Origin of the sequence: Nesterenkonia ebinurensis (genome assembly GCF_008711175.1) — a bacterium.
GTDB lineage: Bacteria > Actinomycetota > Actinomycetes > Actinomycetales > Micrococcaceae > Nesterenkonia > Nesterenkonia ebinurensis.
The window spans coordinates 1-26,028 of sequence record NZ_VWNF01000009.1 but is presented as its reverse complement, the minus strand read 5'-3'; the positions used below and the strand labels follow the sequence as shown (position 1 = coordinate 26,028).

Below are 26,028 nucleotides of genomic sequence, written 5' to 3'. Positions count from 1 at the left end.
GAAACACTGCACAAATCACGCACTCAGTGGAAGGAAACGTGTTCATGAGTCAGACCCGGCATTTCCTCACCGATCTGGACCTCAGTCCCGAGGAGCTGGACCGGGTGTTGAACCTGGCCACCTGGATGAAGCAGCGTCCCTACGCGGTGAAGGCACTGGCTGGACCGCAGACCGCCGCGGTGATCTTCGACAAGACCTCCACCCGCACCAGGTTCTCCTTCTCCGCGGGCATCGCAGCTCTGGGCGGCCATCCGGAGGTGATCAACCCCGGTGACTCCCAGCTGGGGCATAAAGAGTCCATCGCCGACACCGCAGGTGTTCTGGAGCGTATGGTCAGTCTGATCATCTGGCGCACTTACGCTCAGTCCGGGCTTGAGGAGATGGCCGTGCGCTCCCGGGTCCCGGTGATCAACGCGCTCACCGACGACTACCATCCCTGCCAGCTGCTGGCCGACCTGCTCACCATTCGCGAGCGGCTGGGCACATTGGCCGGCAAGTCCCTGGCCTACCTGGGGGATGCGGCCAACAACATGGCCAACTCCTATCTGCTGGCGGGGGTCAACGCTGGGATGGATGTGCGAATCGCTGGACCGGAGGGCTACCTGCCTCAGGAGCGGATCATTCGGACAGCCGAGGATCGGGCAGCGGTGACCGGTGGCAAGGTCACCATCACCACTGACCCGGACACCGCGCTGGGCGGGGCTGATGCGGTGGCCACCGATACCTGGATCTCTATGGGCCAGGAAGAGCAGAAGGACCAGCGGATGCAGGTCTTTGGCGACTACCAGGTCAGCGCCAAGGCTCTGGCCAAAGCTGCCGACGCCGCCCTGGTTCTGCACTGTTTGCCCGCCTACCGGGGTGCCGAGATCACCGCAGATGTGATCGACGGTCCGCAGTCTGTGGTCTGGGATGAGGCTGAGAACCGACTGCACGCCCAGAAGGCACTGATGGCCTGGCTGCTGGTGGAGTCCGGTCTGACTGACGATGAGACGGTCCGGCTGGTGCGGGAGGGTGAGCGAGGGTGAGCGAACCTGCCCGACAGACCCCGACCACCAAAACAGCTCGCCATGCCAAGATCCGCGAGCTGATCAGTCGGTCCTCGATCCGTTCCCAGGCCGAATTGGCCGCCAAGCTCGCTGAGGCTGGGGTGAAGGTCACTCAGGGCACGCTCTCTCGCGACTTGGTGGAACTGGGGGCGGCTCGTGTGCGTTCGACTGAAGGCGGGCTGATCTACGCGGTGCCTGCTGAGGGCCATGAGCGGGAGTTCCAGGCCGATATAGCTGAGACGTCCACCGCCAAACTGGCCTCGCTCTGCCGGGATCTGCTGATCTCAGCAGAGGCCAGTGCCAATCTGGTGGTGCTGCGCACCCCGCCCGGAGCCGCCCAGTTCTTAGCCAGTGCGGTGGATCATTCCGGAAACCAGGAGATTCTGGGAACCATTGCCGGCGATGACACGATTATGGTCATCGCGCGCGACCCCCAGGGCGGGCCGGCGGTGGCGGAGCACTTCACCGGCCTGGCTGAATCCCGCGCCTAACGCAGGCAGCCGCCTTCCCCACTTAGTCTGAGTTCTCCAGCATCTCGCGGAGCTCATCCAGGGTGTCCGGGAGCTCGAGATAGTTGGACTGGACCGGGGAGATCCGCTCCCCGGTCACGGCGTGGATCCCGTCCATCGGGTTGATCGGATAGAAGCTGCTGGAACCATCGGAGGTACTGAGGAAGAGCAGGAGCTGATCAGCCTCCACATCCTCCAAATGCACGTAGTAGTTCGAGACACTGGTGGGTTGGCCGTTCAGAGCTCCGGTCTGCGCCACCTCAATGACCTCGCCATCAAGAGCTGGGCCATAGAGGGCATCTGCGACCTCGAATGTGGTGCGAGTGACCTCGATGCCATGCTCATCTGGTCCAGCTTCTGAGCTCAGGGGGGTGCCCAGGACCACTGCGGTGGATTGATTCAGAGCCTCATCCAGGGTGGGATAGACGGGATAGTCAGCGTCAGTCATCAGCTCCCCGGAGTCGGTTTGCTCCTCAGCCGTCTCTTCCTGGTTCTCCGCCAGAGGTGCGGGATCCTGCTGGCTGATGAACTGGTATCCGACGGCGGCAGCGACTGTCACCAGGCACGCAGCCAGGGTCCACTGATGAATACGACGGCGCCGGATTGAGCCGGGTGGAGCCGCGCGCTTACCTGTGGGCTCCTGAGGCGATTCAGAGGCGTGAGCGGAGCGACGCCGTCGCCTCGCCTTATTGCCCGGGGCACTCTCAGTGCTGTCTTCCTTCCGCGGCTCTTCGGTGGTGCTGCCGGTCAGCTCAGCCAGCTCCTGTTCGGCCCGGGGACTCAGCGGCATGCCTCGGTGGGCGTTTGTGGGCTGGGCGCGCCGGATGCGTTCCTCAATGGCGTTCATGGGTCGCCTCCTTTGTCTGCGTGTCCGAGTCTTCGCCGAGTTTCGCTGCCAGATGCTCACGCAGACGTTTGAGCCGCATCCGTACCGTGCCCGGTTTGAGCTCCAGGATCCCAGCGATGTCTTTGAGCTCGATATCCGCCCAGTAGGCCAGGTAGAGCAGCTCACGGTCGGCCTCCTTGAGCTCCGCGACGGCCTGCAGCAGATCAATGTCCGCAGGTGCGTCCTCTACGGGTCGGGAGCTAGTGACTGAGGTGAGTTTCGTCACGAGGTCCTGGCTGCGGCGTCGTCGTCGGTATTCGTTTCCGGTCAGATTGCGCAGTGTCTGAAAGGCGGCGGGCACAGTGGGGGAGCGGCCGTCTTGGTGCCGTTGCCAGATCACGCGAAAGGTCTCCGCGGTGATGTCCTGGGCCTCTGCGTAGTCGCCCAGACGCAGATGGGCAGTAGCCAGGATGGAGCCGTAGTGCTCCCGGTAGAACTGCTCGAATGCCGCGGTACCCATCAGAGTTCCGGATTCACGCCCCAGTAATGCTCCCCGGTGCAGGTCAGCTCGTCCTCGGCGATCTCGGCCACTCGTTCCGGGGAGGTGTTGGAGCCGCCGAAGCTGACTTGGTCACCGATCTGAAGTTCTCCGCCGGTGCCTTCTGCGGGGACGTAGAGGGTGTCCTGGTCTCGGAACTCGGTGCCTTCGGGGAACACTGCGATGGTGAACTCTCCTTCCATCCCGTCAATGCTCGGGTCGATCCCGATGCAGCCGGTCTCCTCGTCCACGGCGAGTTCGCCTTCGATCAGCGCGGCGTTGTAGCCGATTTCTGCGCCCTCGGGGTTGTCGAGGTATTGCACCAGGAAGCGGAGGTCCTCGGCGCTGTGCTCCTCGATCCACCAGTGCGGCTCAGCGTTGTTCTGGGGTGACTCGGCGTTCTCCGTGGGCAGCAGATCCTGTGAGTCAGGGTCATAGGGCGGTGTCTGGTCATCGGCGGCATCGGCGCAGGCGGTCAGTGCCAAGCCGCCGAGTGCAGCAGCGGCCAGCAGCCGAACCGGAACTCGCGTGCGGTGGACAAACATCTCTAGCCTCCTGGTTGCGACTCTACGTGAGCTGTTCGCTCTCTCACCAGGTACATTTCCGGCACCGGCCCCTGCGTCACATACGGGGTGCTGACTTCATAGCTATGGTGGTGTGATGAATGAGCGAGCAATTGTGCGCCGTCCAAGTATTGTGATGGACGTACAGGATCTTGTCGTGAGTGCCGCTTTTTGGGGCCGCCTCCTTGGTGTGGAGCCTGGTCAGCCTCGGAGCAACGGCGACTACCTCACCGTCGGGCCTGTGGCGCCTGGAGTTGCCCTGGTCCTTCAACGGGTAGATGAGCCCCGGCGTGTGAAGAATCGTGTTCACCTTGATTTCACAGTAGACGACGTTGATGAGGCCGTAGAGCTAATCCTAGAACTGGGAGGCAGGCGGCTTGAGCGGCAGTTCACGGGAAGCGGCGAGACCATGGCTGATCCCGATGGTAATGAATTCTGCATTGCTGACTATGTCCGGGACACTAAGGGAGAGCGTGTGCAATCCACCGCGTAGGCTGGATTGAGAACTCTCTAGAGGTCTGTTAGTGCCGTAATTCGGTTGACGAAACTGGTGCAAACCCGAGCCGGTGCTGTGGGTGCGCTCTTCTTCGAGTCCTACCACCCGGTTTCAGAGTGCGGTCAGTGGCCGCTGGGTTTGCCTGTGCAGATTCATGGAGGGGTGGATCACCAATGGTTTGCTGAAGACCTGGAGTTCGCCGGCGAACTGGATTCGGAGCCGACGGCCGAACTCTTCCTCCACTCTGATACCGCGCACCTGTTCGCAGACTCGTTGCTGGCTTCCTATGACCCGAAGCAGGCGATCTTCTCATCCAGCGCAGACTGGCATTTCTTGCTGAGCTCTCCTAAGTTGATCACAGACAGCTTTCCAAAGGTCTCCACGGTCTGGTCGCCCAGCTCGGTGCGTGGCCGGCCAGACGAGATGGGGAGATCGTTGGAAATCACTGACAAGATCACGCCCCGTGGCGATGGGACGACGAGCGCCCGCGCACGCCGGGCAACTGTTGACGATGTCCAGGCCCTGGTCGAACTGCGGGTGGAGATGTTCCGGGCTATGGGTGTGGAAACGGATACGCCGGGTTGGCAGGACGCAGCTCACACATGGTTTGCGGAGCGAATCGATGCCCCTGACTATGGGTTCTTTGTGGTCCGGACGGACGAGGAGGTCGTCGCTGCAGCCGTCGGTGCGATCCGCGACGCGGCTCCTTCTCCGGCCTGTCCGGAGGGGCGAGACCTCTTGATCAGCAATGTCAGCACGTTCCCCGAACACCGCGGCTTGGGGTATGGCCGCGAGGCGTTCAACGCCGTCATGGATTGGGCCCGTGGAACAGGCATCGAGCGTGCCGAGTTGATGGCGACAGAGACCGGCAGGCGCATGTACGAGCGGGCTGGCTTTGAGGAAACCCGATGGCCAGCGATGAGGGCGATCCTGTAGGGCTGCCTGGGCATTCACGCTGAACCGGAGTCCGATTGAACCGGTCTGCACTCGAGTCCAGATGGTTCTCCATGCTGAAATGCGGTCTACTTCGGATTTAACGCCTATTCGCGTAACCTCTTAGTGGACGAGATAACGCTTTGTCTGTTCTGGCCCAGATTCAGGTGTTCTCACAACAAGATGTGCGACGAGGGAATGGACGAGTACTGGGACGTCACCGATGAGGACGGCAGGCCAACAGGGGAGACATACCGCCGTGGTGCACCTGGCTGGCCAGATGGCCGATTTCACGTGGTCGTTGCCACGTGTGCGTTCCGACGGGATGGTGCAGTCCTGCTGACGCAGCGTGCTGCGAATAAGGAGTTTCCACTCGATTGGGAGTTCCCTGGGGGTAGCGTGCTAACAGGAGAAACGAGTGCAGCGGCTGCGAGTCGCGAGTTGCATGAGGAGACGGGGTTGGCAGTACCTGCGGCTGCCCTGGTGCCGATCGGTCGGTTCACCGAACTGAGCGCCCTCTTCGACCTGTATGTCGTTCCTGTCCCCGAGTCCTCAACTGTTCTCCCGGACTGCCTCGAAGTTGCCGCCTACGAGTGGGTTTCTCTCAATGACGTTGAGCAGAGGCTTCGATCCGGCAGGATGGCCGAGCCATGGGTCGCTCGACTGAGGGAGCTGTGGACTCCGCTCGTGCAAGCGATCGAATCTCTCCGTTGATGCGGGGCGCGTGTCAGGTCTGCTCGATGAACTTGATCTGATGCCCCTCGGGGTCGTGCACCCAGCCGTAGCGCAGCCGCCCGTCGGGGGAGTCTGTCGGCGCAGCGAGCGCCGTCGCCCCTGCCGCGATCGCCGTGGCGAACATCGCCTCCACGTCGTCGACCCACAGCGCCAGCTCGGCCGACGCCGGGTCGGCCCCGGAGGCGACGCCGAGATCGGCGAGCCGGTTGGCAACAGCAGCAGCGTGCAGCCCGATCCGTATGCCGGCAGCCTCGACCTCGACGGCTTCCGGTGCGCCCTGCACAGGGTAGCGGAAGGCCTCGATGAGGCCGAGGGCAGTGTAGAAGGCCAGGGTTGATTCGACGTGGTCGCAGAAGAGGTTGACCTGTGCTCCTGTCACTATTGGTGGTGCCGACACTGATTCCGCCGCGCGGGCCAGGTCGCTGAGGTCGTGCGCCCAGTCGTTGCCGCCGCCGACGCCGCGGCGGATCGATTCGGCTCCAGCACCGTGCGCCTCGAATCCGGTGTGGACCACACGTACCCGAGTGCCGCCCTCCGCGGGCTCGAAGGTGAGTTCGGCACGACTGGCGTGGTCAGGGTCCGGGTCGTAGGCCCAGGTGCCGGCGGCTGCGCCGACCATCCATGCCAGCACGAGCCGGTGCGGGGGCTCCCACACCAGCACGCGGCCCCACTTGTACTCCCGGCCGTCCTGCCCGTGCTCGAACCACCTCCCGCCTGCGAAGGGCTCGTAGACGATCTCGGCCGGACCAGCCGACTGGCCTTCGGCCGGGTGCTGCCGGCCGGGCCGGGTGACGTACAGCCTGAAGGCTGTGTCCGGGTCCACGGGCACCACGACTTCGGCCTGGACGGGACTGAGTGTGTCGGTCATCGGATGTCCTTGTCTGCCTGGTCGGCGGTGCGGGCCTGCTGCTCCACATATGCCGCGAACTGCTGAAGATCCTCGCGCCAGAAGGTCTCGAGGAAAGCGCGCACCTCTGCGATGCCCGCCGGGTCGAGGGAGTAGACGCGGCGTGTGCCTTCGGCGCGGACCTGTACGAGGTCGGCCGTCTTGAGGATCCCCAGATGCTGGGAGACCGCCGGGCGGCTGATCGGCAGCCGCTCAGCAAGTGTGCCGACCGAGGCCGGCTCCTGGGAGAGCAGTGCGACGATCTCGCGACGGCGTGGGTCGCCGAGGGCGTCGAGCTGCACTCCTCCTTGGTAAGTGATCACGAACGGTAGGTTATCGCTTACCAAAGGTTGGTGCAACGGGTGTGCCATGAGGTGGGTGATCCACAGAGTCCCTGAAGAGAGCCTCTGGGATGATGTCGTATTGAGGCGGTGGCACTCGTGGAATAGGTAGGCAGAAGCCAGCCAGGCAGCTGCACGCCAGGAGCCCCTTGCCCTGGTCCCGACCTGAGAGGAGACAACGATGACGGAATACCTGATCGCGTTCAATGATGAATGGGTGCCCACCCACACCGTGGAGCAACTGCGTGAGAAGGCCACGACCTCCATGGCCGTGGTCGAGGAGATGCAGGAGGCCGGTGTCTTCGTCTTCGGCAACGGAGGTATCGACGCCTCCACCGTCGTGTGCAGCGTCGAAGCCAAGGAGAGGGAGCCGATCTTCACCGACGGCCCCTATGTCGAGACCAAGGAACACCTCGGCGGTTTCTGCGTCATCGATGTCCCCGACGACGCGGCTGCGCGCTACTGGGCTGGCCGGCTCGCCGTCGCCCTTGACTGGCCTCAGGAGGTGCACCGGTTCCCTCCCGGGCCGACCGACCGTGACGACCCGGATCCGGCGCGCCGGGGGCGTCCCGGCTTTGGGGGAGGTGAGCAGAATGCCTAGATATCTGCTGTCCGTCTTCGGGCCGGCCGAGCACACGGAGTTCAGCGGCTATCCCTCGCGGGAGGCGATGCTGCAGTCGTTCGCCGACACCGGAGCTTTCAACGATGACCTGCAGCGAAACGGTCACTTCGTCTTCGCCGACGGTCTCGAACCTGCGGTCACAGCCACCACCGTCGACGGACAGGGAGATCAGCCGGCGTTCACCGACGGCCCCTACCTTGAGACCAAGGAGCAGATCGGCGGTTTCTGGGTGATCGAGGCCGCTGACCTCGATGAGGCCCTTGCCTTGGCTGCCGCCGGGTCGAAAGCTTGCCGCGGCACGGTCGAGGTGCGCCCGTTCCACACCGAGGAGTCGATCAAGGCTCTTCTGGAGCCGTGACCGATCCGTCTGCGCAGGAGGCGATCGCCTGCGCCTACCGCCAGGAGTGGGCGCAGATGGTCGCTGGCCTTGCCCGTCGCTTCGGCGATCTCGACCTTGCCGAGGACGCGGCGGGCGAGGCATTCGCCACGGCGGTGCAGCGGTGGCCCCGCGAGGGCATACCGCCCAATCCCGGCGGCTGGCTCACCACCACCGCCACCCGCAAAGCGATCGACCGGATCCGCCGCGAGTCCCAGCGCAGCGCCAAGCACCAGGCGGCCATGATGTTGTACGACGACGCCCCTGCTGAGCCGACTGGTCCGGTCGAGGACGACCGGCTCAGGCTGATTTTCACCTGCTGCCACCCCGCATTGGCGATGCAGGCCCGGGTAGCGCTCACCCTTCGCCTGCTCGGCGGACTCACCGTTCCCCAGATCGCCCGCGCGTTTCTGGTGCAGGAGACCACGATGGCCCAGCGGATCACCCGCGCGAAGGCCAAGATCAAAGCGGCTCACATTCCCTACCGGGTGCCGTCCGCCGAGGATATTCGCAAGCGGCTCGATACTGTGCTCGCAGTGATCTACCTCGTCTTCAACGAGGGCTATCTCGCCAGCGAGGGGGAGGACATGTTGCGCGTGGACCTGACCGAGGAGGCGATCCGTCTGGGCCGTCTGCTCCGTACCCTGCTGCCGAGCGAGGGCGAGGTGGCCGGCCTGCTGGCCCTGATGCTCCTCACCGACGCGCGACGCCAGGCCCGGGTGTCCAGCAGTGGGGAGTTAGTGACTCTCGACGAGCAGGACCGCAGCCTCTGGGACCGCGATCTCATCGCCGAGGGCCACGCACTGGTCCGGGAACGCCTCCGCACAGTCGCAGCCGGCGGTGAGCCACCGGGGCGCTACCAGTTGTTGGCTGCGATCAATGCGGTCCACACCTACGCCAGCACCGGTGGTGACACCGACTGGTCCCAGATCCTCGCGCTCTACGACCAGTTGGTGCTGCTTGACCCCTCACCGATCGTGCGGCTCAACCGGGCGATCGCCCTCGCCGAGCTGGACGGCCCTGAGGGCGGGCTGGCTGAAGTCGAGCGGTTCGCCCAGGCGCTGGACGGCTACCACGCCTTCCATGCCGCGCGTGCTGACCTCTTGCGCAGACTCGGGCGCAGCAGTGAGTCACAGGCGGCGTATGACCGGGCCATCGCGCTCGCCGGCAACCCCGCCGAGCGGGCCTATCTCACCCGCCGCCGCGACCAGCTCTAGCAAACACGGGGTCCATGTCGCTGTCCGATGACGCTGCTGCTACACCATGTGATTCACTGGTCGAATGCTTGATCCTGTTGCCGCCTCTGCCGCAGATGCCATCCCGATTTGGCGATTGCGTCGCCAGCGAGAAGATTGGCTCGCCACCCGCGGCATCGACCAGTGGCGCCCCGGGGAGGTTGCTGTTTCCACGATCCAAGATCAGGTAGGTCGGGGCGAGTGGCATGTGCTGCGAGACGAAACCGTCATCGCAGCCCTTCGTGTCCTATGGTCGGACCCGGAGTTCTGGGGTCCCGACGACGGGAGCGCTGTCTACGTCCATGGGCTGATGATCGACCTGGACCGCGCAGGGGAGGGTCTGGGCTCTGACCTGATGGACTGGGCAGCTGGTTTGGCGAAGCAGAACGGGCGGACGCATCTCCGTTTGGACAGTGCGCTGACCAATCCAGGCTTGACGCGTTACTACGAGCGACTTGGCTTTCTCCGCAAGGGGCAGCGCCAAGTCGGTGATCTCTTTGAGGTGATCCTGTGGGAACGGCCGGTGTAGCGCGCTGCTTCCCGGAGGGGGCATCAGGCGACATTGACATTGATTGCAGAAGGGAGTGGTAGTGCTATGCCGTCAACAGGGAGTTCTGAAACTCGTCTGATGGTGATCCGTGGTAACTCTGGGAGTGGAAAGTCGGCGCTGGCCGCGGCGATTCGGGCGGCACGCCCCCGCGGAGTGGCAGTTATCGGTCAGGACCTGTTGCGTCGAGAGATTCTGCGCGTGAAAGAGGAGCCCGGTACGCCAGCGGCCGAATACATCGCCCTCTCGGCACGCTTCGCGCTCGACCACGGCCTGCACGTCATCGTAGAAGGCATTCTGTACGCAGCGATCTACGGGGATGTCCTGAGAGAACTCATTGCAGATCATCGAGGAATGACCCTGTGTTACCGCTATGACCTTCCTTTCGATGAGACGCTTCGGCGGCACAGGACCAAACCTAGCGCGGGGAGTTTCGGCGAGGAAGAGATGAGACGCTGGTGGCGAGATTCCGATCCACTGGAAGGTGTATCCGAGGAGATCATCGGACTCGAATCGACCCTGGCGGAGAGTACCGCACGAGTGCTGACCGACTGCGGATGGGATCGCTGCCAATGGCAAGGGGCAGAACGGACAAGGACAGAACGGATGAGCGCTGAAATGACTGAACCAGAGTTCGCTGCCTTCTAGCCGCAAAAGGTGGTGTAGAACACGCGCAGAAAGTAGCGTAGGCGATTCAGCGTGACCGCCGGGAGTCGGTCTCATCCCGTCCCACACGGCGAAGAGGAGTAGAGCCGTGGTCAGCGTGAATCATGACAAGGTGACTGGGACCAGTATGCGGATCGTCGTGTTCCGGTTACGTCCCGGTCGTCGTGTTCCGGGGCGGATCAGCGGACCTCAGCATTCCTCGCGCAGCCGTGGTTCCACGCGGTTCTCGGGGCGGAATCCGGCCTTGTCCGCATAGAAGGCACGGATGGCATCCATGTCCTTGGCGACGTCGCCGGTCAGGCTGATCGTGGGGCCGAGGCCAGTGGTCATGGTGGTGCGATCGACGTAGCCGAGTGTCACCGGCATCCCGGTCTCGCGGGCGATCCGGTAGAAGCCGGACTTCCAATGCGTATGCGGCCCGCGGGTGCCGTCGGGGGTGATGACCAGACCGAAGACCTCGCCCGACTGCACTCGCTCAATCACTTCGGAGACCACACGGCTGGGATCGGCGCGGTCAACGGGGATTCCACCGAGTGCGCGCATGATCGGGCCTCGCCATCCGTGGAAGAGGCTCTTCTTCCCCAGCCAGCGCATGTTGACCTTCAGGCGCCAGGCGATGGCGAGCATCAGCGCGAAGTCCCAGTTGGAGGTGTGCGGGGCGCCGATGAGCACTGTGGGCTGGTCCGGGGCGGGCTGAGAGACCAGCTTCCAGCGGCTGAGCGACCAGAACGCACGGGCGGTGAGGCGTCGGAGCATCCTGTTATCGTAAGGCACGCTCATCCGTTGGGATGACGGGGGCTCTCAGATGCGCATCGCCTACGGCGTCATGCTCCAGGGCGGCGCGCACCTCATCGACCAGGAACTGCATCTGCTTGCGGGCCGCGTCAGGATACTGGTGGGCGATGGCGTGAGCCACCGCATCATGGGCGTCCAGAGCCTCCGGCATCGGGGTGGCCGGCATCAGTCCGTGTGTGGTCCGCCCGTGCAGTGCCTCTCCGACGACGTCGCCCAGGGCGGCGAACATGGTGTTGCCTGAGGCTTCCAGGATCAGGCAGTGGAAGGCGACGTCGACCACCATGAACTGCTCCAGCTCCCCAGCCTCGCCCAGGGTTCGCATGCGAGCTGCCAGCCGGCGCAGCTCATCGGCCTCAGCACCGCTGCGCCGCTGGGCGGCGAGTTCGGCGGCCTCGGGCTCGACGGCGATGCGCAGCTGGGTGAGTTCGATATAGGTCGCACGTGCATCCGCGGAGTCAAGCCGCCAGCGGATCACCAGCGGTGCGTAGACATTCCAGGCCCGCGGTTCGGTGACCACCAGGCCCACCCTGCGCTTGGAATAGAGCAGACCCAGGGACTCCAGAACTTTCACGCCGTCCCGAGCCACCGTCCGGGAGACGCCGAAGCGCTCCTGCAGAGACTCCAGGGTCAGCACGCTTCCTGGTGCGAGAGCACCGGTGACGATCTGCTTACCCAGGGCATCGGAGAGGCCGCGCTGACGTACCTCGGCCACAGCGTCGCTGGAGGCTCCGAAGCGGTGTGCATGCTGGTCCGGCACAACTTCCTCTCAAAAGATCATACGTTTCACCCAAAAAGGTGATACCTTATTTGGCAGTGTTCCGCATCACATTGGAAGGCATTCGATGACGAATCCCACCCCTCACCCTATCCGCGTCGCTGGCCGGCCGCCCGGAACCCCGAGCCGCCACATCGTAGTGATGGGCGTCTCCGGCACCGGCAAGACCACCCTGGCCGAGGGGCTGAGCCAACAGCTGGGGCTTCCCTATGCGGAGGCCGATGAGTTCCACCCGCCGGAGAACATCGCCAAGATGTCTGCCGGCACCCCGCTGACCGACGAGGACCGATGGCCCTGGTTGGGCGCCCTGCGAGATTGGATGACCAGCCGCGCTGACACCGGCAGCATCATCACCTGCTCCGCGCTCAAACGTCCCTACCGGGACTTGCTGCGCACCGCTGACGGTGAGGTGCTCTTCCTCCACGTCGACGTCGACCGACCCCGGTTGGAGGACCGGCTGACGCATCGCTCCGGGCACTTCATGCCGCCCTCCCTACTGGATTCGCAGCTGTCCGCGCTGGAGTTCCTGCAGCCGGATGAGCCGGGCATCCGAATCATCAACGACTCCACCCCAGAACAGCTGGTCGACGCCGCCGTCGGCTGGCTCAACACTCATCTGAGAGAAAGGACCACCCCATGACCGCTGACGGTTGGGAACAAACCCTGGGCACCGGACCGCTGCTGGGCATTGCCGCGGCGTCGATCGCCGTGCTGCTCATCCTCATCATCCGCTTCAGAGTCCACGCCTTCCTCGCCCTGATCGTGGTCAGCCTGCTCACGGCAGTCGCCACCGGCATCCCCACCGGGGAGATCGTGCCGACGCTGACCGGCAGCTTCGGCTCCACTCTGGCATCGGTGGCGCTGCTGGTGGGTCTGGGCGCGATGCTCGGGCGGCTGGTGGAGGTCTCCGGCGGCAGCAAGGTGCTCGCCGATGCGCTGATCAACCGGTTTGGGGAAAAACGAGCCCCGCTCGCCCTCGGGGTGGCCTCGCTCCTCTTCGGCTTTCCGATCTTCTTCGACGCCGGACTGGTGGTGATGCTGCCGGTGGTCTTCGCCGTCGGACGCCGTCTGGGCGGATCGGTGCTGCTCTACGGACTGCCCGCGGCCGGAGCGTTCTCCGTGATGCACATCTTTGTGCCGCCGCACCCCGGTCCAGTCGCAGCCAGCGAGTTCTTCGGCGCCAATGTGGGCATCGTGCTGCTGATCTCCGTGCCGATTGCGGTCATCACCTGGTACGTCACCGGATACCTCTTCGGTGTGTGGGCCGGACGCCGCTTTGAGCTCCCGATCCCTGTCATCCTGGGCCAGGCCAGTCAGGAGGCCGAGGCCAATCCACCGCGGTTCCCCACTGTGGTCGCGATCCTGCTGATGCCGATGATCCTCATCTTCTTCAACACCGGCTTGGCGACTCTGGCCTCAGCCGGCGTGATCAGCGAAGCCCAGACCGAGGCGCCCTGGTACGGCACGCTGCTGATGATCGGTCAGACCCCGGTGGCTCTGACACTCACTCTCATCGTGGCGATCTTCGCGCTCGGTGTGCGCAGCGGCCGCGGAATGTCTGGAATCCAGGAGATCATGGACAACGCCCTGGGGCCTGTCTGTGCGGTCATCCTGATCACCGGTGCCGGTGGCATGTTCGGAGGGGTGCTGCGGGCCTCCGGGATCGGTGATGCGCTCTCGGTCTCTCTGGGCGATCTCGGGATCCCGCTGATTCTCGCCGGATTCCTCATCTCCGGCGCGCTGCGCATCGCTCAGGGCTCAGCCACCGTGGCCCTGACCACCGCAGCAGGTCTGCTCTCCACCGCTGTGGCGGCCGCCGGCTACAACGAGGTCCAGCTGGCCACCATGGTGCTCGCCGTCGCTGCCGGCTCGGTGATCGCCTCCCATGTCAACGATTCGGGGTTCTGGCTGATCAGCAAATTCTTCGATATGGATGTCAAGACCACGCTGAAGACCTGGACGGTCATGGAGACCGCGATCGGTGTGATGGGCTTCGGCCTGGCGGCAGGGGTGTTCGCCCTCGCCGGGATGTTCTGAGGCCTACTGGGCGGGCCATAGTGCGCCCGTAGGACTGACGAGTGTTGGAACTCGAGGCTTCCGGAGCGAATAGGCTGGTGCCTATGCACATCTCTGCTGCCGCGAGTCCGGCTGTTCCCGCCCTTGAGCTGCCCGCCCGGGCAAGCGCCATCGTCCTTGATCTGGATGGCACGATCACCGACTCTGCTTCGGCTATCACCGGCTCGATCGCCGAGGCACTGGAGGTTTGCGGCTATCCGGTTCCCGACGCCGTGAATCTGCTGCGTTTTGTGGGCCCGCCTATTCGGGAGGGTTTTGCGAGGTTCAGTGCGGTGGCGGAGAATGATCTGGACCGTGTGGTGATCGAGTACCGGGCGCGATACCGCCCACGGATGGCGCAGGTTCCGCTGTTTCCGGGCATCGCAGAATTGATCCGGGCATGGCACGCTGCGAGGATCCCGCTCGGCTTGGCCACGGCCAAGCTGCAGGAGATGGCGGAGCCGATCCTGGACGGCGCGGGGCTTACGGAATACTTCACGGTCATCCGCGGAGCCACCTATCAGGACTCCCAGGAGCTGCCAGGGGTTCAGGTCAAGGCCAATGTGGTGGCCTCGGCGCTGGCCGGCCTTGCCGAGTCTGGTGCAGACGTCTCCGGGGCGGTGATGGTCGGCGATCGTGATCATGACGTTCACGGGGCGGCCATGCACGGTGTATCTGCCGTATTGGTGCGCTGGGGCTATGCCGAACCCGGTGAGGAGCAGAGTGCTGCTGCGGTCGCAGAGGACGTTGAACACCTCGCCCGGATCCTGCCGCCGCAATTCTGATCGTGTATCAGATTCGATCAGGGAAGAGTCGATTGACACGTGGGACAAGCTCGAGCCGGAAGGAGCGGCAAGAAGCGTATCTCCGTGGTGGGAAGTTCGGGGTCAGGAAGGTCGGCGGTGGCGAAGCGGCTGTCCGGCATCCTTGGGGTGTCCCGTATTGAGCTCGATGCACGGTTCTGGGGCCTGAACTGGACTGAGGCCTCCTCGGAGGAGCTGAGTGAAAAAGTCCGGCAGGCGACCAGTGCTCACGGTGGGGCGGCTGCTAACTATCAGGGCAAGCTCGGCACGTTCATGTGGGCTCAGGCGGATCCCGTGGTGTGGGTCAACCCTTAGACCCAGGCTCTGCTCCGGCCGCCTATGCGAGGTCTCGAACGTCGGCTTCTGCCGGCTCAGGCTTGTCGTTTGCGCTGGGAGCGGATGGACATGCCCAGGCCGATGAGTCCGCCGCCCACGCCGATGCCGACCCATCGGCTCCAGGTGGGGATCAGTCCGAAGGCCTCCCCGAAAGCCGCAGCAGCGATGATCAGGATTCCCAGGGTGATCCAGGGCCAGGCTTGCTGGTTCTTCAACGGATATCAGCCTTTCGACTCGGTCATGTGCTTGTCGAGCAGAGCCCGCATAGGCTCCAGACCGAACATATCAACAACTGCCAGTGCTGACTGCTCCCCAAGCTGCGGGTCGGCACCAGCATCCAGCAGCAGCTCGGTGATTTCCTTGTTCTGGCGGAACACAGCGCAGCCAAGCGCGGTTTGGCCGCGGTCATTGACCTGGTTGGCCTCTGCCCCGCGCTCAAGCAGTGCCCGAACCAGATCAGGGTGCTGGTTGTAGGCGGCTAGGATCAGCAGGGTGTCTGACTGTTCATTGCTCAGATCCGCCGGGATGCCCTGGTCGATGAGAGCCAACAGCTTCTCCGCCTCCCCGTCGCGGGCAAGGTCGAACATCGAATCCAGCAGCTCCTGCTGCTCCTCCGTCAACCCGTGCGGTCCGTGCTGTGATGCCATGTCAGAAAGCTTACGTGTTGTGACCTCCACTCGATCCAACTATCAGGTGGTTCTTGGAATTTCGTCCTCTCATGAACTGCCGATAATCCAATAGATGCCTGATTTTTCCTGCGAGACGGGGCAGACCCACTGCTCAATGATAAGTATGCATAACTGCGAATAATTATGTAGGATAGCCTGCGAGTCAAGATCTCTACCTCTTTCATCTAGGAGCATTACGTGACTGATCGCATTGTTCTGGCCTATTCGGGCGGCCTCGACACCTCGGTAGCCATCGGCTGGATCGCCGAGGCCACCGGAGCAGAGGTGATTGCCGTTGCTGTTGACGTGGGACAGGGCGGTGAATCCCTGGAGACTGTGCGCCAGCGCGCCCTGGACTGCGGTGCGGTGGAGGCCTATGTGGCCGATGCCCGCGACGAGTTCGCCGAACAGTACTGCATGCCCACCCTGAAGGCCAACGCTCTCTACATGGACGCCTACCCGCTGGTCTCAGCCATCTCCCGGCCAGTGATCTCCAAGCACCTGGTGGCCGCCGCCCAGCAGTTCGGAGCCTCCACGGTAGCCCACGGCTGCACCGGCAAGGGCAATGACCAGGTCCGCTTCGAGGTCTCCATCCAGACCCTGGGCCCGGAGCTGAAGTGCATCGCCCCGGTCCGCGACCTCGCCCTGACCCGGGACAAGGCCATCGAGTACGCTTCAGCGCACGAGCTGCCCATCGAGACCACCAAGAAGAACCCCTTCAGCATCGACCAGAACGTCTGGGGCCGCGCCGTGGAGACCGGCTTCCTGGAAGACATCTGGAACGGGCCCACCAAAGATGTCTACGACTACACCGAGGATCCGGCCTTCCCGCCCTCACCAGACGTTGTCACCATCACCTTCGACCAAGGGGTCCCGGTGGCACTGGACGGCGAGACGGTCACCGCCCTGCAGGCCATCGAGCAGCTCAACCGCCGCGCCGGCGCCCAGGGTGTGGGCCGGATCGACATCGTGGAGGACCGGCTGGTGGGCATCAAGTCCCGCGAGGTCTACGAGGCTCCCGGGGCGATGGCGCTGATCGCCGCCCACCGGGAACTGGAGAACATCACCCTGGAGCGTGAGCAGGCCCGGTTTAAAAAGACCGTGGACCAGCGCTGGACCGAGCTGGTCTACGACGGGCAGTGGTTCTCCCCGTTGAAGAAGAACCTGGACACCTTCATCGACGAGACCCAGAGGTACGTCTCCGGCGAGATCCGCATGGAGCTGCACGGCGGCCGCGCCACCGTCCAGGGCCGGCGGTCCGAGACCAGCCTCTACGACTTCAACCTGGCCACCTACGACACCGGCGACACCTTCGACCAGTCTTCCGCCCGCGGGTTCATCGACATCTACGGGCTCAGCGCCAAAACCGCCTCCCAGCGTGAGGAGCGGCTCTACGGCAAGCCGGACCTCTCCGACGCCGGGGTGGAGAAGTAGTCTCTACTTCTATGACAGATAAGCACGGCACCAACGAGGGCTCCCTGTGGGGCGGCCGCTTCGCCTCCGGGCCGGCCGATGTGATGGCTGCACTGAGCAAATCCACCCATTTCGACTGGAAGCTCGCCCCCTACGACATCGCCGGTTCCAAGGCCCATGCCCGAGTGCTGCACCGTGCCGGGCTGCTCACCCAGGAAGAGCTGGCCGGGATGCTCTCGGCACTTGGCAGATTAGAGGACGACGTCGCCACCGGGACTTTTGTGCCCACAGACAATGATGAGGACGTCCACGGGGCGCTGGAACGGGGGCTTCTGGAACGCGCAGGGGAGGAGCTGGGCGGCAAACTGCGCGCCGGGCGCTCCCGCAACGACCAGATCGCCACGATGGTGCGGATGTACCTGCGCGATGCTTCGCGCGGCATCGCCGAGGGTGTGCTCGGTGTGGTCGAGGCCCTGATCGAGCAGGCTCAGAACCACCCGAATGCGCCCATGCCCGGCCGGACTCACCTGCAGCATGCCCAGCCGGTGCTGTTGGCCCATCACCTGCTGGCTCACGCCTGGCCACTGCTGCGCGATGTCGAGCGACTGCGCGATCTGGACCGCCGTCTAGCCTACTCTGCTTACGGATCGGGCGCGTTGGCCGGGTCGTCACTCGGCCTGGACCCTGCCCAGGTGGCCGAGGAGCTGGGCTTCGAGGCTCCGGTGGAGAACAGCATCGACGGCACCGCCTCCCGCGACCTGGTGGCAGAGTTCACCTGGGTGACTGCGATGATCGGAGTGGATCTGAGCCGGATCAGCGAGGAGATCATCCTCTGGGCCACCAAGGAATTCGGGTTTGTCACCTTGCACGACTCCTACTCCACCGGTTCCTCGATCATGCCGCAGAAGAAGAACCCGGACATCGCTGAGCTTACCCGAGGTAAGGCCGGCCGGCTGATCGGCGACCACACCGGACTGCTGGCCACGCTGAAAGCACTGCCGCTGGCCTATAACCGTGACCTGCAGGAGGACAAGGAGCCGGCCTTCGACGCTGTGGATACCCTTGGCCTTCTGCTTCCAGCAGTCTCCGGGATGATCCTCACGCTGACCTTCCACCCCGCGCGGCTGGCGGAACTGGCCCCACAGGGCTTCTCGTTAGCCACCGATATCGCAGAATGGCTGGTCCGTCAGGGTGTGCCCTTCCGGATAGCCCACGAGGTGGCCGGCGAATGCGTCCGTGCCTGTGAACAGCACAGCCCCGCTAAGGAACTGCACGAGCTGACCGACCAGGAGCTGGCGGCGATCCACCCGGCGCTCTCTCCTGCAGTCCGGGAGGTGCTCACCGTGGAGGGCTCATTGGCCTCCCGCGATGCCGTGGGCGGCACCGCCCCGGTCCGGGTTGCCGAACAGCTGGAGGCTGCTAAGCAGCGAGCCGCCCAGTTCCGCTCAGGCCTGGAGGCCATGCAGCCGGTCTTTCCTGTCGAATAGGCCGCGCTGATGGACTCCCAGAAGCTCGCCGAGATCTTCGAGGCTCATCCAGTGGAGGCGGCCCCGCACCTGCTGGGCTGTGTGCTCAGCGTGACCACCGCCCGTGGCACGGTTGCAGTGCGGCTGACTGAGGTGGAGGCCTACGGGGATGTGGGCGAGGACCCGGGCTCCCATGCCTTCCGGGGCCAGACTGCCCGCAATGCCACGATGTTCGGCCCTCCCCGTCGTGCCTACATCTATCGCAGCTACGGTATCCATTTCTGTCTGAACCTGGTCGCCGGCGCAGGGGTCGCCGGCGGGATCCTGCTGCGGGCCGGTGAGGTCCTCAGCGGACGTGACCTGGCCGTGCAGCGCCGCGGCGGCAGGGACACCGGCGCTAAGCTGCTCTCCGGACCCGGCCGACTCGGCCAGGGGCTGGGTATCACGCTGCCGATGGATGGCACCCCGCTGGAGATCACCAGGCAGGACGACGACGCCACCTTTTTACCCGGTCCGAACACTGAGGTGAGTTTCCGGCTGGCCCCACCCGAATCGGCGTCGCTTCACTCACGCTCCTCGATCGCCTGCCCACATCCCGGGCAACTCTCAGGCGCCTCCGAAATTGCGCCTCGAGCTCCGTATTTCGCTCGGCTCAGTGAAGTCTCGGAAGACACGGAGCCCGCTCCGGACTCCTCTCGGCTCAGTCGGGTTTCATCGTTAGCTGTCTCCTCCGGGCCGCGGGTGGGCGTCTCCGGAGTGGGCGGGAGCGCCGAGTACCCCTGGCGCTTCTGGATCAGCGGGGACCGCAGTGTCTCCGCCTACCGCCCTGGAAAAGGGGTTCCGCCGGCACCGAGCCGCAGTTAGGGTGAGTCTATGGACACTTCCGAGCAGTGGGCAGAGGTTGACCGGTACTTCATCGACTCCTTGGTGGACGAGGACCAGGCGCTCGCAGCTGCCCGGGAGAGCTCAGCGGAGACGCTCTTTCCAGGAATCGACGTCGCGCCGAATATGGGGGCATTCCTCGGTCTGCTGGTGCAGCTCACCGCAGCTGAGCGGATCCTGGAGATCGGTACCCTGGCCGGATACTCCGCAATTTGGATGGCGCGGGCAGCCGGGCCGCAGGCACAGATCATCACCTGTGAGCTCGAGCAGGCCAACGCGAGGGTCGCCCAGGCGAACTTTGATCGGACCGGAGTGGCCGAGCAGGTGGAGATCCGGCTGGGTCCGGCCGCCGAGACTCTGCAGCAGCTCATCGCAGAGCAGGCGGCACCCTTCGACCTGGTGTTCATCGACGCAGATAAGCGCTCCAACCCCGCCTACCTGCAGGCTGCCCTGCAGCTGAGCCGACCGGGGACTGTGATTTTGATCGACAACACCGTGCGCAACGGTCAGGTCGTAGACGCCGACTCCGCCGATCCAGACATCATCGGCACCCGGCAGCTGGTGGCAGATATCGCAGCCGAGAAGCGGCTCACTGCCACGGCATTCCAGACCGTAGGCCTCAAAGGCTGGGACGGCTTCACCTTGGTCAGAGTGAACTGAGCGCTATGCCGCTGGCAGCGCAGCCAGGTGCAGCAGACCCGCCGCCACTGCGGCGATCGTCCAGCTGACAAAGCTGCCCACCAGGAAGTACTCCGCCTTATTGCCGTGCTCCTGGTCTGCCTGAAGCTCCGGAAATCGTACGATGCCTTTGGCGGCGATCAGTGCCGCCGCCACTGGATAGGCGCCGGTGACCAGCAGCCCGGTCAGCGTTATACGTTCCAAGGGGCCGATCCACCGCCCGCCTTTGAGTTGCGGCCCGGGGACGGTTGGATGCTCCCCAGGCCCCTCTTGGCGGAGTGCGGCGCGCACTAGGCCGTTGGAGCTGACGGTCAGGAACAGCGCCAGCCCCGCAGCGAGGACCGTCACAGGGCTGTCCCAGCTCACTCCGCCCCATCCAGACGCTTCGGTGGGCTCAGCATGAGTGTTGGCGGCGAGGCTCAGCAGCCCACTGCTGAGGATGAAGCCTATGATGAGCGCGGACTGGCGCCGCGAGGTTGAGGCCAGGGCGTTCAGCGGCAGCGCCGGTCCGATGCGCAGAGCCGCCAGCCACAGCAGGATCGGAATCACCGCACACAGCACCAGCCCCCAGGGCACGGCAGTGGTCGTTGCAGCGGTCAGCAGCACCACCAGGCAGAAGGCGCCGAGGGTGATCAGTCGGGGGTTGGCGCCCCAGGGGCGGGGCAGCATCACCCGGATGATGTCTGCGCCGCCGACTGCGGTGAGGATAACGCCCAGCAGAATCATGCCGGCTCCTGCTCTGCAGCGCTGGTGAGCTCCTTGAGACCGGCGATGAGGCTGGCCGCACCTGACCCGCGCAGCGACTGGGAGACCGCGGATTGCGAGACGCCTATCTCTGCGGCGATCTCTTTCTGGCTCCGGCCCTCCAGCACGCCTACAGCATAGCTGCGTGTGCGTTCGGTGAACCCTGCACATATATGGTCCCGGGCCAGCAGATAGGCATTGACCACAGCATCCTCGGCAGGGACTGCACTGATGAAGCGGCTTCTCAGCTGGGGGCTGCGGGACTGGATCTCCTCCAGCTCCTCAATAGCCTGCCGCGCTCTCCACCAGCCGGGGCCGTCCTCCACACTCTGCGAAGCGCTGCTGTCCACGGGATAGGTCGTACCTTCTCCGAGTCCGAAGCGCAGCTGCGGACCTTCCCCCTGGAGCAGACCCGCGTATAGAGTAGCGGCGAGCGCCTGATTGCGCGTGGCGTAGACGGCCTGCAGTTCGTCCCCCACCGTGGGGGAGAAGCTTCGCACAGCGGGAAAGGCGGCCTGCACCGCCTGCAGGAGCTCCTCGACCTCCTTCTGGAGGCTGGAGCGATCGCTGAACGACCGGGACCGGATCACATCAGCGATGACTGCGACACTGCTGGCTGACATGGAATAAGTTTATCACTTATATTCGAGGTTTATAAGTCAAGAGCTGATATGTAGTGCGACTCCTGACGATGGCAACCTCCTGTTTACCTTGCAGGGCGTAGTATTGACTGATCGTTTTCGCCAAAACGGGAAGAGCCTTGCCACCGGATGAGTGATACCAACACTGCCGCATCGATCAACGCTGATCTCAACGGACATAACACCCCAGCAGCCGACGACGACGCCCCCATCCCGCTGCCCCCACTGGAGGCTGGGATCGATGAAGAGCGGGACTACGTTGCAGCCCTCTACCGACGGCTGGACGAACTGCGCGAGGAGAACCAGGGGCAACTGAACCGGGTGCGTGCGACCGGGGCGGTGGGCACTATGCAGAACATCTCGGAACGGGATGCCTTCGCCACCATGTACGAGGACCGGTTGGCCCAGCTCAACGCAGTGGATGACCGGTTGGTTTTCGGCAGGCTCGACCTCGATAACGGGGATGCCCGCTATATCGGCCGGATCGGACTGACCTCGGAGGCGCGGCAGCGGCTGCTGCTTGACTGGCGGGCCCCAGAATCCGGAGTGTTCTATCAGGCCACGGCCTTCGACCGACAGGGGGTGCGGCGGCGCCGTCATCTGATGCTGAAGCGGCGAGCAGTCCAGGGCCTGGAGGATGAGGTGCTTGATGCCTCCGTGCTGGAGGAGGGCACCGACAACCACGGCGACGGTGCTCTGCTGGCTGCACTGAAGGCCCGGCGCACCGGTCAGATGGGCGATATTGTGGCGACCATCCAGGCCGAGCAGGACCGAATCATCCGTGCCGATCGCTCAGGAATCCTGGTGGTCCAGGGCGGGCCCGGCACCGGCAAGACCGCAGTGGCCCTGCACCGTGCGGCCTATCTGCTCTACGCCCACCGGGAGCGACTGAAGTCCGCCGGAGTGCTCATTGTGGGGCCCAGCTCCACCTTCCTGTCGTATATCGAGCGCGTGCTGCCCTCCCTGGGCGAGACCGGGGTGGTGATGTCCTCGCTGGCTGATCTCTACAACGGGCTCCGCGGTGTGGAGGAGACGGATTCGCAGGTCGCCCGGATCAAGGGCAGGTTGGACTGGGTGCAGATCACTGCCGATGCCGTGGCCCACCGCCGGAGGATCATCCCCGAGCCCCGAGAGGTGACAGTGGAGGGCATCAAGGTCACGGTGACCCCCAAGATGGTCAAACGCGGCATTGAGCGTGCCAAAGCGACCGGCAAACCGTACAACGAGGCCCGGTCCACCTTTGTGAAGGTCATGGTCAAGGAGATCGCCGAGAAGCTGGAGCGCCTCCTGGAGAAGCGTTCCCAGGGCAACGAGGCTGACCGCAGCTATCTGGAGGAGGACGTCCGGACCTCCCGGGATGTGAGGGTGCTTCTGAACCTGTGCTGGATGCCGCGCACTCCCCAAGCCCTGCTTGAGGACCTCTACAGCAAGCCCCGCTATCTGGCCGAGGTGACTCCTCAGCTCACCGCAGAGGAGCGCGCTGCGCTGCAGCGCGAACCCGGGAGGCCGTTCACCATCGCCGATGTCCCGCTCCTGGACGAGGCCGCCGAGCTGCTCGGCGAGCTGGACGAGAACGCCGAACGGGAGGAGGCCCGCCGGCAGGCAGCCCGTGAGAAGGACCTGGAGAATGCGCGCAAGGCTGTGGAGAACGCTGCCCCTGCCCTCGAGGAGATGGGCATCGAAGGGTTCCTGGACGCTGAGGCGGTGGCAAACCTCAACACCGAGACCGGACCACGGTTGACTGCCGCTGAGCGGGCGGGCGTGGACCGCAGCTGGACCTACGGTCACATAGTGGTCGATGAAGCCCAGGAGCTCTCACCGATGCAGTGGAATATGCTGATGCGCCGCTGCCCGCTGAAGTCCTTCACTGCAGTCGGCGACATCGCCCAGGGCTCCTCCGCCTCGGCCGCCCCCAGCTGGGAGCAGGCATTCGGACCGTTCATCGACGACCGGCTGCGGATCGAGGAGCTCACCGTCAACTACCGCACTCCGCGCAATATGGTGGAGCTTGCCGAGCGAGTGGCACAGGCCAATGGGCTGCAGACCACCTCACTGCGCACCGTGCGCGACGGCGACTTTCCCCCGCTGGTTGAACATTATGACGCCGGGGAGCTGGTCCCGGCCGCGGTAGGGGCAGTCGCTGCCGAGCATCAGAGACTGGGGGAGGGTCTGATCGCGGTGATCGCACCGCAGAGTGTGGTGGAGTCAGTCCGCGAGGCCCTGGTGGCCAAGTTCGGCAAGAGAGTAGGCGCTGGTGCTGGATCCATGACCCAGGATGTGGTGGCAATGACTGCCGATGAGGCCAAGGGACTGGAGTTTGACGGCGTCGTACTTCTTGAGCCTGCCGCACTGCTGGAGGAAGCTCGCGGCAAAGTGGGCAGCCTCTATGTGGCCATGACGCGGTCCACCCAGTCGCTGCGGGTACTGCACTCCCGGGACCTGCCTGCCGGCTTCTGAGAGCTCGGTGCATTCTGCGGTAACGTACTGGACGTGATCGACAACAGCCAGAATCCGGCGCTGGCAGCCCAGCGCAATGACCCCAGCTTTGACAACGTCTTCCAGGAACTGCAGTGGCGTGGACTGATCCATGTGTCCACTGATGAATCCGCACTGGAAGACGCCCTGGCAGGGGAGCCGATCACCTACTACTGCGGGTTCGACCCGACGGCTGCATCGTTGCACATCGGAAACCTCGTACAGCTGCTCACCGTGCGGCGGATCCAGCTGGCCGGGCACAGGCCCCTTGGCCTGGTCGGGGGCGCCACCGGGCTGATCGGTGACCCCAAGCAGGCTGGCGAGCGAGTGCTCAATACCCCGGAGACCATAGTCGGCTGGGTGCAGCGTCTACAGTCACAGGTACAGCGCTTTCTCTCCTTCGAAGGAGACAACGCTGCCCAGATGGTCAACAACCTGGACTGGTGGCAGGATATCGGCGCATTGGAGATGATGCGAGATATCGGAAAGTACTTCCGCGTGGGCACCATGATCAAGAAAGAGATTGTGGCCAAGCGACTGAACTCTGAGGAAGGGATCTCCTACACCGAGTTCAGCTACCAGCTGCTCCAGGGCTATGACTTCCTCCGGCTCCATCAGGACTACGGATGTGTGATGCAGACCGGCGGCTCCGACCAGTGGGGGAATATCACGGCCGGTACCGAGCTGGTGCGCCGCGCCGCTGAGGTGCCGGCCCATGCTCTGGCCACACCACTGATCACCAACGCCGACGGCACCAAGTTCGGAAAGTCGGAGGGCAACGCCATCTGGCTCGACGCCGAACTGTGCTCGCCCTACACCTTCTACCAGTTCTGGCTCAACAGCTCTGACACTGATGTGATCACCCGACTCAAAGTCTTCACGTTCCTGACCCGGGCGGAGGTTGAAGAGCTGGAGAAGGCTGTTGAATCCGAGCCCTTCAAACGCCAGGCCCAGAAGCGGCTGGCCTGGGAAGTGACCGTCTTGGTTCATGGTGAAGAGGCCACGCGGAAAGTCATCGCTGCCTCCGAGGCGCTCTTCGGCAAGGGCGAGGTTTCGGAGATCGATGAGACCACTCTGGCCGCGGTCGCCACGGAGGTGCCAACTGCTGTGCTCTCTGCCGATGAAGTGACTCCGATCAGTGCTCTGGCAGAGACTGGACTGGTGCCTTCCAAGGCCGAAGCCCGGCGCGCCATCAAGCAGGGCGGGGCATACCTCAACAATGTGAAGGTCGACGACGCCGAATCACTGGTTCCGGACTCCGCATGGCTGCACGGGATGTACCTCTTGATGCGCCGCGGCAAGAAGAGTCTTGCTGTGGTCATCCGCGCTCAGTAACCATCAAAGCTCCAGATCAGCAGCATTCTGCTGCCCTGGTGCTAGGTGTTGAGCATCACGCAGATTCGGGTTTGCGTGAACCTCCGAGGGTGTGTAGAGTGTCTTGTTGTGCCCGAGGAAAACTGAGGGTCACTGATCAGAGGTGAATCACCTCGAAAAACTACTCCTTCTAGGTTCTGGCCTAGTGTGGTGCGCTCAAAATTCAGCTAGCTGGCTGAATTGACAGACACCAGGCAGACCGGTAACTTAGAGAAGTTGCTCCGGAGCGATCTGGGAGGTTTTCTCCTGGTGGTGTCGGGGTGTTTGTAGCTTGAGAACTCAATAGTGTGCCAAGTTTGTTGATACCAATTTATTTATATTGGTTATTGTCGTAGGGCTGTCACCCCCGTGATGGTTTCTGCGGCTTTTAGCTATGGATTGATCAGCGGCTGGTGATGTGCTTGATTCCTGTGAGGCTCTGTTTTCCGGCAGGGTGGGGGTTGAGGTGATTGCTGGTTGTTGTCTCTGTTGAAGTTTTTTGATGGAGAGTTTGATCCTGGCTCAGGATGAACGCTGGCGGCGTGCTTAACACATGCAAGTCGAACGATGAAGCTTCCTGTTTTCAGGGGGTGGATTAGTGGCGAACGGGTGAGTATCACGTGAG

31 protein-coding genes and 1 rRNA gene are annotated in these 26,028 nt (G+C 63.9%); 21 read left to right on the top strand and 11 right to left on the bottom strand.

What is annotated here, in order from left to right; genetic code table 11:
• The first annotated feature begins 44 nt into the window (after positions 1–44).
• A complete protein-coding gene (gene argF / locus F0311_RS03570) occupies positions 45–1,025 on the top strand; it encodes an ornithine carbamoyltransferase (protein WP_150460588.1) in 981 nt (326 codons plus the stop codon).
• Positions 1,022–1,537 carry an arginine repressor gene (locus F0311_RS03565; RefSeq protein WP_150460587.1) on the top strand — a complete coding sequence of 172 codons (516 nt, stop codon included), beginning with the start codon at positions 1,022–1,024 and terminating at the stop codon, positions 1,535–1,537. The genes argF and F0311_RS03565 overlap by 4 nt, the downstream gene beginning before the upstream one ends.
• A 22-nt stretch (positions 1,538–1,559) precedes the next feature.
• Here the strand turns inward: F0311_RS03565 and F0311_RS03560 are convergent, their stop codons facing one another.
• From F0311_RS03560 to F0311_RS03550, 3 genes are read right to left on the bottom strand one after another with little or no spacing between them, the layout of a single operon-like run.
• Entirely contained in the window at positions 1,560–2,402 is an 843-nt protein-coding gene (locus F0311_RS03560; protein WP_150460586.1) for a hypothetical protein, read from the bottom strand.
• Positions 2,389–2,901: an RNA polymerase sigma factor gene (locus F0311_RS03555; protein WP_150460585.1), complete on the bottom strand. Its 513-nt coding sequence runs from the start codon at positions 2,899–2,901 to the stop codon at positions 2,389–2,391. The genes F0311_RS03560 and F0311_RS03555 overlap by 14 nt, the downstream gene beginning before the upstream one ends.
• Positions 2,901–3,464 (bottom strand): hypothetical protein, encoded by a 564-nt coding sequence (locus F0311_RS03550; RefSeq protein WP_150460584.1) that lies wholly within the window; start codon positions 3,462–3,464, stop codon positions 2,901–2,903. Before F0311_RS03550 ends, F0311_RS03555 begins: the two co-directional genes overlap by 1 nt.
• 115 nt (positions 3,465–3,579) lie before the next feature.
• Here F0311_RS03550 and F0311_RS18950 point away from each other — a divergent pair, with 115 nt between their 5' ends.
• From F0311_RS18950 to F0311_RS03540, 3 genes are all read left to right on the top strand, one after another.
• Positions 3,580–3,975, top strand: coding sequence for a VOC family protein (locus F0311_RS18950; RefSeq protein ID WP_191089717.1), 396 nt, complete (start codon positions 3,580–3,582; stop codon positions 3,973–3,975).
• A gap of 165 nt (positions 3,976–4,140) precedes the next feature.
• On the top strand, positions 4,141–4,914 hold the full coding sequence (locus F0311_RS03545) for a GNAT family N-acetyltransferase (protein ID WP_223881112.1): 774 nt from the start codon (positions 4,141–4,143) through the stop codon (positions 4,912–4,914).
• Between the two features lie 180 nt (positions 4,915–5,094).
• A complete protein-coding gene (locus tag F0311_RS03540; RefSeq protein WP_317982544.1) occupies positions 5,095–5,625 on the top strand; it encodes an NUDIX hydrolase in 531 nt (176 codons plus the stop codon).
• Between the two features lie 13 nt (positions 5,626–5,638).
• Here F0311_RS03540 and F0311_RS03535 read toward each other — a convergent pair whose 3' ends face one another.
• Both F0311_RS03535 and F0311_RS03530 read right to left on the bottom strand, forming a co-directional pair.
• Entirely contained in the window at positions 5,639–6,514 is an 876-nt protein-coding gene (locus F0311_RS03535; protein ID WP_150460582.1) for an SRPBCC domain-containing protein, read from the bottom strand.
• Positions 6,511–6,855: an ArsR/SmtB family transcription factor gene (locus tag F0311_RS03530; RefSeq protein WP_191089716.1), complete on the bottom strand. Its 345-nt coding sequence runs from the start codon at positions 6,853–6,855 to the stop codon at positions 6,511–6,513. Before F0311_RS03530 ends, F0311_RS03535 begins: the two co-directional genes overlap by 4 nt.
• A 199-nt stretch (positions 6,856–7,054) precedes the next feature.
• Here F0311_RS03530 and F0311_RS03525 point away from each other — a divergent pair, with 199 nt between their 5' ends.
• The 5 genes from F0311_RS03525 (at position 7,055) to F0311_RS03505 (ending at position 10,301) form a co-directional block, all read left to right on the top strand.
• Positions 7,055–7,474 (top strand): YciI family protein, encoded by a 420-nt coding sequence (locus F0311_RS03525; RefSeq protein WP_150460581.1) that lies wholly within the window; start codon positions 7,055–7,057, stop codon positions 7,472–7,474.
• Complete coding sequence (locus F0311_RS03520) at positions 7,467–7,853, top strand: YciI family protein (protein WP_150460580.1); 387 nt, start codon at positions 7,467–7,469, stop codon at positions 7,851–7,853. Before F0311_RS03525 ends, F0311_RS03520 begins: the two co-directional genes overlap by 8 nt.
• Before the next feature lie 56 nt (positions 7,854–7,909).
• Positions 7,910–9,088 (top strand): RNA polymerase sigma factor, encoded by a 1,179-nt coding sequence (locus F0311_RS03515; RefSeq protein ID WP_150460606.1) that lies wholly within the window; start codon positions 7,910–7,912, stop codon positions 9,086–9,088.
• Between the two features lie 64 nt (positions 9,089–9,152).
• The gene (locus F0311_RS03510) at positions 9,153–9,635 is read left to right on the top strand and encodes a GNAT family N-acetyltransferase (RefSeq protein ID WP_150460579.1); all 483 of its coding nucleotides are present in this window, start codon (positions 9,153–9,155) and stop codon (positions 9,633–9,635) included.
• 99 nt (positions 9,636–9,734) lie between these two features.
• On the top strand, positions 9,735–10,301 hold the full coding sequence (locus F0311_RS03505) for a P-loop NTPase family protein (RefSeq protein WP_223881111.1): 567 nt from the start codon (positions 9,735–9,737) through the stop codon (positions 10,299–10,301).
• Between the two features lie 207 nt (positions 10,302–10,508).
• On the opposite strand, the gene F0311_RS03500 is transcribed toward F0311_RS03505, so the two are convergent.
• Both F0311_RS03500 and F0311_RS03495 read right to left on the bottom strand, forming a co-directional pair.
• On the bottom strand, positions 10,509–11,075 hold the full coding sequence (locus F0311_RS03500) for a 1-acyl-sn-glycerol-3-phosphate acyltransferase (RefSeq protein WP_150460578.1): 567 nt from the start codon (positions 11,073–11,075) through the stop codon (positions 10,509–10,511).
• Between the two features lie 4 nt (positions 11,076–11,079).
• Positions 11,080–11,871 carry a FadR/GntR family transcriptional regulator gene (locus F0311_RS03495; protein ID WP_223881110.1) on the bottom strand — a complete coding sequence of 264 codons (792 nt, stop codon included), beginning with the start codon at positions 11,869–11,871 and terminating at the stop codon, positions 11,080–11,082.
• A gap of 85 nt (positions 11,872–11,956) precedes the next feature.
• Between F0311_RS03495 and F0311_RS03490 the strand changes: the two genes are divergently transcribed.
• From F0311_RS03490 to F0311_RS03475, 4 genes are all read left to right on the top strand, one after another.
• Positions 11,957–12,529 carry a gluconokinase gene (locus F0311_RS03490; protein WP_150460577.1) on the top strand — a complete coding sequence of 191 codons (573 nt, stop codon included), beginning with the start codon at positions 11,957–11,959 and terminating at the stop codon, positions 12,527–12,529.
• Positions 12,526–13,926 (top strand): GntP family permease, encoded by a 1,401-nt coding sequence (locus F0311_RS03485; RefSeq protein WP_150460576.1) that lies wholly within the window; start codon positions 12,526–12,528, stop codon positions 13,924–13,926. The genes F0311_RS03490 and F0311_RS03485 overlap by 4 nt, the downstream gene beginning before the upstream one ends.
• 83 nt (positions 13,927–14,009) lie before the next feature.
• Positions 14,010–14,729 carry an HAD hydrolase-like protein gene (locus F0311_RS03480; protein ID WP_150460575.1) on the top strand — a complete coding sequence of 240 codons (720 nt, stop codon included), beginning with the start codon at positions 14,010–14,012 and terminating at the stop codon, positions 14,727–14,729.
• Between the two features lie 117 nt (positions 14,730–14,846).
• The gene (locus F0311_RS03475; RefSeq protein WP_150460574.1) at positions 14,847–15,062 is read left to right on the top strand and encodes a P-loop NTPase family protein; all 216 of its coding nucleotides are present in this window, start codon (positions 14,847–14,849) and stop codon (positions 15,060–15,062) included.
• Between the two features lie 56 nt (positions 15,063–15,118).
• On the opposite strand, the gene F0311_RS03470 is transcribed toward F0311_RS03475, so the two are convergent.
• Both F0311_RS03470 and F0311_RS03465 read right to left on the bottom strand, forming a co-directional pair.
• Positions 15,119–15,298: a hypothetical protein gene (locus F0311_RS03470; RefSeq protein WP_150460573.1), complete on the bottom strand. Its 180-nt coding sequence runs from the start codon at positions 15,296–15,298 to the stop codon at positions 15,119–15,121.
• Positions 15,299–15,304: 6 nt separating this feature from the next.
• A complete protein-coding gene (locus F0311_RS03465; RefSeq protein ID WP_191089715.1) occupies positions 15,305–15,730 on the bottom strand; it encodes an ankyrin repeat domain-containing protein in 426 nt (141 codons plus the stop codon).
• A 219-nt stretch (positions 15,731–15,949) separates the two neighbouring features.
• Here F0311_RS03465 and F0311_RS03460 point away from each other — a divergent pair, with 219 nt between their 5' ends.
• Genes F0311_RS03460 through F0311_RS03445 form a run of 4 tightly spaced genes read left to right on the top strand, consistent with a single transcriptional unit; the run spans position 15,950 to position 20,172 of the window.
• Entirely contained in the window at positions 15,950–17,185 is a 1,236-nt protein-coding gene (locus tag F0311_RS03460) for an argininosuccinate synthase (protein ID WP_150460572.1), read from the top strand.
• A gap of 11 nt (positions 17,186–17,196) precedes the next feature.
• Complete coding sequence (gene argH / locus F0311_RS03455; RefSeq protein ID WP_150460571.1) at positions 17,197–18,651, top strand: argininosuccinate lyase; 1,455 nt, start codon at positions 17,197–17,199, stop codon at positions 18,649–18,651.
• Positions 18,652–18,660: 9 nt separating this feature from the next.
• Entirely contained in the window at positions 18,661–19,494 is an 834-nt protein-coding gene (locus tag F0311_RS03450; RefSeq protein WP_150460570.1) for a DNA-3-methyladenine glycosylase, read from the top strand.
• Between the two features lie 9 nt (positions 19,495–19,503).
• Positions 19,504–20,172: an O-methyltransferase gene (locus tag F0311_RS03445; protein ID WP_150460569.1), complete on the top strand. Its 669-nt coding sequence runs from the start codon at positions 19,504–19,506 to the stop codon at positions 20,170–20,172.
• Positions 20,173–20,175: 3 nt separating this feature from the next.
• Here F0311_RS03445 and F0311_RS03440 read toward each other — a convergent pair whose 3' ends face one another.
• Positions 20,176–20,916: a hypothetical protein gene (locus F0311_RS03440; protein ID WP_150460568.1), complete on the bottom strand. Its 741-nt coding sequence runs from the start codon at positions 20,914–20,916 to the stop codon at positions 20,176–20,178.
• Positions 20,913–21,557 carry a SatD family protein gene (locus F0311_RS03435; RefSeq protein ID WP_150460567.1) on the bottom strand — a complete coding sequence of 215 codons (645 nt, stop codon included), beginning with the start codon at positions 21,555–21,557 and terminating at the stop codon, positions 20,913–20,915. The genes F0311_RS03440 and F0311_RS03435 overlap by 4 nt, the downstream gene beginning before the upstream one ends.
• Before the next feature lie 147 nt (positions 21,558–21,704).
• Between F0311_RS03435 and F0311_RS03430 the strand changes: the two genes are divergently transcribed.
• The 3 genes from F0311_RS03430 to F0311_RS03420 form a co-directional block, all read left to right on the top strand.
• Complete coding sequence (locus F0311_RS03430; RefSeq protein ID WP_150460566.1) at positions 21,705–24,032, top strand: HelD family protein; 2,328 nt, start codon at positions 21,705–21,707, stop codon at positions 24,030–24,032.
• Between the two features lie 27 nt (positions 24,033–24,059).
• Positions 24,060–25,385 carry a tyrosine--tRNA ligase gene (gene tyrS / locus F0311_RS03425; protein WP_396897412.1) on the top strand — a complete coding sequence of 442 codons (1,326 nt, stop codon included), beginning with the start codon at positions 24,060–24,062 and terminating at the stop codon, positions 25,383–25,385.
• A gap of 517 nt (positions 25,386–25,902) precedes the next feature.
• Positions 25,903–26,028 (top strand): 16S ribosomal RNA (locus F0311_RS03420); the annotation flags it as partial.